This window comes from Hyphomonas sp. (assembly GCF_041689225.1).
GTDB lineage: Bacteria > Pseudomonadota > Alphaproteobacteria > Caulobacterales > Hyphomonadaceae > Hyphomonas.
In genome coordinates this window covers 1-5634 of the sequence record NZ_JBDNGN010000009.1, presented here as the reverse complement: position 1 = coordinate 5634, position 5634 = coordinate 1, and the positions used below count along the sequence as shown (strand labels likewise).

Here is a 5634-nt window from a genome sequence, read left to right as displayed (position 1 = left end):
GGGGCGGTTCAATGTGGCCGACGATAAAATGCTTCCCGGTTTCTGATGAAGAAACCGCACCGCCTGAACATTCGTGTGACGTCTGCCATGCTGCGCCAGCTTGGGCGTGAGGCGCGCGGGCATGGCGTGACCATGACCGCTATCATCGAGACCGCACTGCAGCGCTATTTCGATACTGAATAGATCGAGCCGCTGGACTCCCGTGTCATCCGGCGGCTTGATCGGATGGAACTGAGCCAGGCTGAAATCGAGTGCGATGTCGCGATCGGGCTTGAGACGCTGGAGCACTATATCTTCTACTGGCTGACCCGAACCGAACCGATCCCGGAAGGGGAGCGGGACGCGGCTCATGCGCTTGGCCAGCGCAGGTTTGATTACTTCATTGAGCAGGTTTTGCGGAAAATTAGTCCCGGATGACTCTCACCGACACTGGTCCAAGCTTGGGTCTCAAAGCAAAAGGGAACAGACTCTCCGAATAATCGGCCCGGATCAGGGGGCTGGGTCAGTCCAGCCCTGGTGTTAAAATCCGGCGGCGATGAAATGCATTTGCCTTCAGACATGGCCTTGCTGCGCTGGCCACAGCCGTAAGTACGATCCGTCATTCAGCCAGAAAACCAACGATGTTATTGGTCCAGATAGAGCCGGTGTTTGCTTGCAACGGCCGTGGCAACAACCGGATCTACGCCGGCTTCGTTCGCGAATGTCTGCCAGTTTCGAACAGCTTGAGAGACCTGAGAGATAAGGTCATTTGCTTTGGCAGGTTTGATGCCCGCCTTGCCGGCAAAGGCGATAAGGTCTTCTGGTTCAAATTTGTCCCGCTTTTGGTTCACGCTCATCTGGTGCTGGTTTGTCCAGGCACCGTCTTCGGTCCAGGCATACGACACGTCGAAGGCAGGTGAGAGAGACCAGTCGCCCCGACGGTTCATCAGGTAGGCGATGTTCTTTACATGATCATCCTGATTGCGTGCGATGATGTTGAAGTAGGTGCGCAGGACCTGCTGCTCAAGTTCGGTACGCGGCAGGCTGAGGCGTTTCATGGCCTGAAGGGCCTGCTCGTATGAATAGCTGCCAGCCTGATTGTAATCATAGTGCGCCAGGGCACCGAGCGATTGCATGTGAATTTTGGTGCCCGTGGGCGTCCGGTCAAAGCGCCTGGTCATGAAATGGCTGCGGCCACCTTCATTATGGAGCCGGCATGGCGCCATTTCAATTCCGGCAGCGCCGGCCATTAGGTAATAGGCGTATTCGATCTTGCCGAACCCTTTGGGATCGGCGAGTTCGCGATCCTTGTTGTTGGACACGCCGTCGAACTTCATCAGCCAGTACTCGAAACCGCTTGCGGCCTCGACTTGTCCAGACCGGAATGCGCCGGTCACGGGATTCCAGGCCAGGATCGCCTTGGCGCGTGCGCCGCCAGCGGACGTTCCGACCCGCAGGATATTCTCGATAACCTTCCGGTCATTCTCATTGCCACGGAAGACCCCACCCAGGTTTTCACGTTCGGTCAGGACACGGCTTGATAGCGCCACGAGGCGTTCAATGTCGATATCCTGCGATGCTGTCGGGGTGGCTCTGTGAGAAGGCTGGAATTCCAGTGCGCCCATGCCGCGTGTGCCGATATAGCAAAGGCGCTCTACGGGATGGAAGTCGTCCCGGGACCGGCCTTCCGAAGCCAGCCATTCATCGATGATGGCATTGCCGAACTTGTCGGGCAGGGCGTCGGCAAGCAGCCCGGGCAGACCTTTGAACGTTGTCCAGGCAAGCCCTGGGAATTCGTACGGGGCTTCGCGCAATGGCATGACCAGGGGCGAAACTTCAATTCCGCTTTGGAGGAAGTCCGGATTGTACTGGAAGACGCCGATTCGGCGCTCCGCCACCCATGTGACGGCGCCAATGGTTGTCCCCCACAATTCGATTCTGGCAGTATCAACCATTGTCTGTCTCGTCGCCCCAGGTCCAGGCGCCCGCCGGAGCCGGACGGGAAGTTGCCGGGCGGGCGCGCTGGCGTTCCTGGCGGCTGACACCCAGCCGCTCCATTGGGCGGACGGATGGATCGGGCAGGAAGGACGACAGTTGATCCTGCAGCCCAAGAGCGATCATGACGCGTATCAGGGTATCAAAGGCCACACCGTCACCCTTTTCGAGCCGGCGTAAGGTCCGGACACCGATGCCGGCTTCAGCTGCGAGATCGGCCTGCGTTCTGTTCTGGGCCAGCCGCAAGGCTTCGGCGCGCTCGCACAGCGCGCGCTCGATTTGTTCGCTGGTCGCAACCGAGAAATCGATAGAATAGGTCATATGTGGCCGCTTTTACGATAAACCGAACTTTACCGGCAATATATGACCGGATAGTGAATGCACAACATATGTCTGCAGTTAATCGGCTACGATTAGCCGATTAATATCCAAAAAAGTAAGTAAACGGCGATTTTTGGCCGAATAAAAATGCGACACAGTCAGCGGAGATTCAGGTGCAAAAAGGGAAATCGCCAGCGAACACTATGGGCTCGCCTGTAACCCGGGCCAGTCGTATCGGGCGGCAGTGAAAGTGATTGGGAGCGAGGGCCGCCAGGAGACTGGCCCGCATCTCAACAATCGGGCCGAAAATTCATACTTGCCCTTCAGGCGACGAGAGCGGGCATTGCTCAGATTTCGCCGCATGCGAAGTTTGCAAAGGTTCGTCTCCATTCATTCATCTGTGTGCAACCACTTCAACCATCAGCGAAAGAGTAATAGAAAGGCCAGGTTCAAGACGATGCGAGACGCGGCGCTTCGCGAGTGGCGCGACCTTCTCGTCGCCTAGGACCTGCTCGTTTGCAAATAATGGAGACTGGTTCGCATTCGTCTGACAGCACCGGTAAATCAACAGCATCGGTGGGTTGCGGACTGGCGGGTTTCAGGCGCGGCTCATTTGCTGAGCAACCTTGCCTCCTTGTCCAGCGGATCAGAAGGTCTCAGCTGAAACCTCCAGGTATTGATTTGGCAGATTCTGAAAACGGCTTCTCTGTATGTCCTGCAATCGATGCAAGTGCGTACAGAGCACCCTGAAGTTGCTGCGTCAGTTGCGCGTCGGCGGTAATTGCGCATGCATCAATGTGCCGTCTGGGTAGTTCCAAGGAGATGGAAGCTGCTTCAATCAGTTGCACACCCATGGTTTTGAGGATCAATCGAAGACTGTCATCGGCATGGTGCGCATGCGGGGCAGTGTTGATCACTGCAACTGGCTTTTGATAGGTCACTACATCCCCTACCAACCATTCGAGTGCATTTTTCAGAACTCCAGCTAATCCACCTGCATATTCCAGGCTGCAAAACAGAATGGCATCGCTGGTGGCGACCGCGCGGCGCCAACGACGAACCTCCGGCAAAAGTGCATCATCGCCCACGTCCGAATTGAAAAAAGGAAGCAGCCCAATTCCATTGAACACTGTAACTTATATAACGCTTGGGGCCACGATGCGGGCGGCATCGACACACGCGCTATTTGAGGAGTTTTCTCGAAGGCTGCCAGAAACGGCTAGTACGTTTACCATAGCTTCAATGGTGAATGTCCTCGAGGTATTTTACAAGCCAAGTTCTTACGTCGAATGAGATCAGAAAGATCGACTCGGCCGCCATCTTAGCGCCATCGCGAATGTCCGCCGTCAGAATACCCAAGGAGCGATGCCCCCTGCCCGGTAGTGGGAGGTTGGCGCCTATCAATGCGTGGATCGGGTCAGGACCGCTTTGCACCCGATTTCAGTCGCTCATTGGCAACTCAAGGGCACGATGTCTCTGCTGGTAGGTAACCGCATTGACCAACGATCGGATTTGACAAATATGGCTCATGCGCCGATTCACTTTCCTCGTCCTTCTTGCCACCTTGTTTGTCGCGACGCTTGTCGCAGCTCAGGAACATTCAAGCTTTCCAGTCAACGTCGACATTCCCAAGCCGCCTTCACCGTTGGTGGCCGACGGTCGCACACGGCTGGTCTATGAACTGCATTTGACCAATTTCTATTCAAAAGCGTTCGATCTTGAAGGCATCGACATAATCGCTGGTGATCAGACGCTCGAGGCGTATCGCGCTGACACACTAGCCGCATTGTTGAGGTCGGTTGGAGCGGAATCCGACAAAGGCAAGGTTCGAACTATCGAAGGCGGGAAGGCAATGGTCGTTTTTATAGACCTTACTCTGGCCCCCGGTGTGGCTGTGCCGGCGCAACTCAGTCACCGACTTTTGTTTGCGGCAAAGACCGCTGAAGGCTCGACAATCGAACGCACGGTGACGGGCCTCGAGATCGAGGTTCAGCCGAGGGCTCCAGTGATCGGCGCCACACTTCGCGGCGGGCGCTGGGTCGCTGCGAACGGGCTGTTCAGTGATGATCATCGGCGTTCATTCAATGCCGTTGACGGGCGCGAATATCTCGCGCAGCGTTTTGCCATAGACTGGGTAAAACTCGGACCCGACGGGCGCTTTTTCCGAACGAATGCATCGGCGAATGCCAACTTCTACGGCTATGATGCAGACGTCATCGCGGTCGCCGACGGAGTCGTATCATACTTGGTTGCAGATATTCCCGATAATGAAGGAAGTAATCCGCAAATCAGTCGGAGCGTGACTCTGGACAATATCACTGGCAATTCCCTCATCCTCGATCTGGGACAGGGAACGTATGCGCTCTATGCGCACCTTCAGCCTGGCAGTCTGAACGTTTCGATCGGTGACAAGGTAACGGCCGGTCAAGTTCTGGCCAAGCTTGGCAATTCCGGCAATTCCGATGCACCGCACCTGCATTTCCAGATAATGGATAAAAACTCGCCGCTAGGCGCGGAGGGCATGCCTTATGAAATAGAGACGTTTACACAGGAAGGCACGCTGCCGGATCTGAGTATTTTGGACGATGGCAAGCCCTGGTTAGCCGACAACACTGCTTTCAAATCTCTTCGCAAAGAGTTCCCTGTCGACAACGCGGTCGTCACATTCCCCTAGAGAAGTCGTCCATCATCAGACGGAGATGTCACCGGGTGGCAACTAAAGCGTCGGGGAGAGTTGGGTTTCGACATAGACATTGAAGGCGGATCGATCCATTGCGCCGGGGATAATCCAGGGTGCGGTCAACTGTCCACATCTCAAGCCGGTAATGAAAGTCTGTGTGCCCCGTCTGCGGAACGGGGCGTCCGCCTTCAGGCGCTAGCCCCTTCGCGTCCTGCTGCGCAGGCGAACTGTCTTCGCGTTCACAGAGTTTGATCGATGAAGACCAACCATCCTGGCGAGCGCCTCATGAAAGATTGACGCTGGTTGATCCACATAAGGCGGTGCTCAGCCACGTCAGCGCGTGCGCATTCCGATGCCATCAGCTATTTATATGTGGATCCGTGCTCGGCACAGGAGCACAGAGATCGACGCAGGATCGGTAAACTTGTCCGTCTCGGCTTCAAGCTGGTCGGCCATTCCCAGCATCTTCATGCCCGGCTTGTTCCCGATCAGCGCGCTCAGCAGGTCGTGATGATCAGGAGTTATTGTCAAATCTGGTGTTTGAGAGTTTTTGGTCATGCGGCGATCTGGCCAGTTTCGGTGGTTTCGATCCCGTCTTTGAATTTGACGCCGGTAATGACTTTGGCGAGGTAGTCAAAGCCGCGTAGTTTTCGCCAGTT

At 55.8% G+C, this 5634-nt stretch carries 7 protein-coding genes and 1 pseudogene; 4 read left to right on the top strand and 4 right to left on the bottom strand.

From position 1 onward, the window contains the following. Window positions 1-45: 45 nt before the first annotated feature. Window positions 46-183 carry a ribbon-helix-helix protein, CopG family gene (locus tag ACESNB_RS00975; RefSeq protein WP_373002652.1) on the top strand — a complete coding sequence of 46 codons (138 nt, stop codon included), beginning with the start codon at window positions 46-48 and terminating at the stop codon, window positions 181-183. A gap of 42 nt (window positions 184-225) precedes the next feature. Beyond that, complete coding sequence (locus tag ACESNB_RS00970; RefSeq protein ID WP_373002650.1) at window positions 226-417, top strand: hypothetical protein; 192 nt, start codon at window positions 226-228, stop codon at window positions 415-417. 206 nt (window positions 418-623) lie between these two features. Here the strand turns inward: ACESNB_RS00970 and ACESNB_RS00965 are convergent, their stop codons facing one another. Together ACESNB_RS00965 and ACESNB_RS00960 are read right to left on the bottom strand one after the other, a co-directional pair. Further along, complete coding sequence (locus tag ACESNB_RS00965) at window positions 624-1934, bottom strand: type II toxin-antitoxin system HipA family toxin (RefSeq protein ID WP_373002648.1); 1311 nt, start codon at window positions 1932-1934, stop codon at window positions 624-626. Beyond that, window positions 1927-2295 (bottom strand): helix-turn-helix domain-containing protein, encoded by a 369-nt coding sequence (locus ACESNB_RS00960; protein WP_373002646.1) that lies wholly within the window; start codon window positions 2293-2295, stop codon window positions 1927-1929. The genes ACESNB_RS00965 and ACESNB_RS00960 overlap by 8 nt, the downstream gene beginning before the upstream one ends. Window positions 2296-2521: 226 nt before the next feature. On the opposite strand from ACESNB_RS00960, the pseudogene ACESNB_RS00955 reads away from it, so the two are divergent. Then, window positions 2522-2800, top strand: a pseudogene (locus ACESNB_RS00955) (DDE-type integrase/transposase/recombinase); the annotation flags it as partial. Window positions 2801-2951: 151 nt separating this feature from the next. On the opposite strand, the gene ACESNB_RS00950 reads toward ACESNB_RS00955, so the two are convergent. Further along, complete coding sequence (locus tag ACESNB_RS00950) at window positions 2952-3425, bottom strand: NADPH-dependent FMN reductase (RefSeq protein WP_373002644.1); 474 nt, start codon at window positions 3423-3425, stop codon at window positions 2952-2954. 398 nt (window positions 3426-3823) lie between these two features. On the opposite strand from ACESNB_RS00950, the gene ACESNB_RS00945 reads away from it, so the two are divergent. Then, window positions 3824-4969 (top strand): M23 family metallopeptidase, encoded by a 1146-nt coding sequence (locus ACESNB_RS00945; protein ID WP_373002642.1) that lies wholly within the window; start codon window positions 3824-3826, stop codon window positions 4967-4969. Between the two features lie 372 nt (window positions 4970-5341). On the opposite strand, the gene ACESNB_RS00940 is transcribed toward ACESNB_RS00945, so the two are convergent. Next, on the bottom strand, window positions 5342-5533 hold the full coding sequence (locus ACESNB_RS00940) for a hypothetical protein (RefSeq protein ID WP_373002640.1): 192 nt from the start codon (window positions 5531-5533) through the stop codon (window positions 5342-5344). Window positions 5534-5634: the final 101 nt, after the last annotated feature.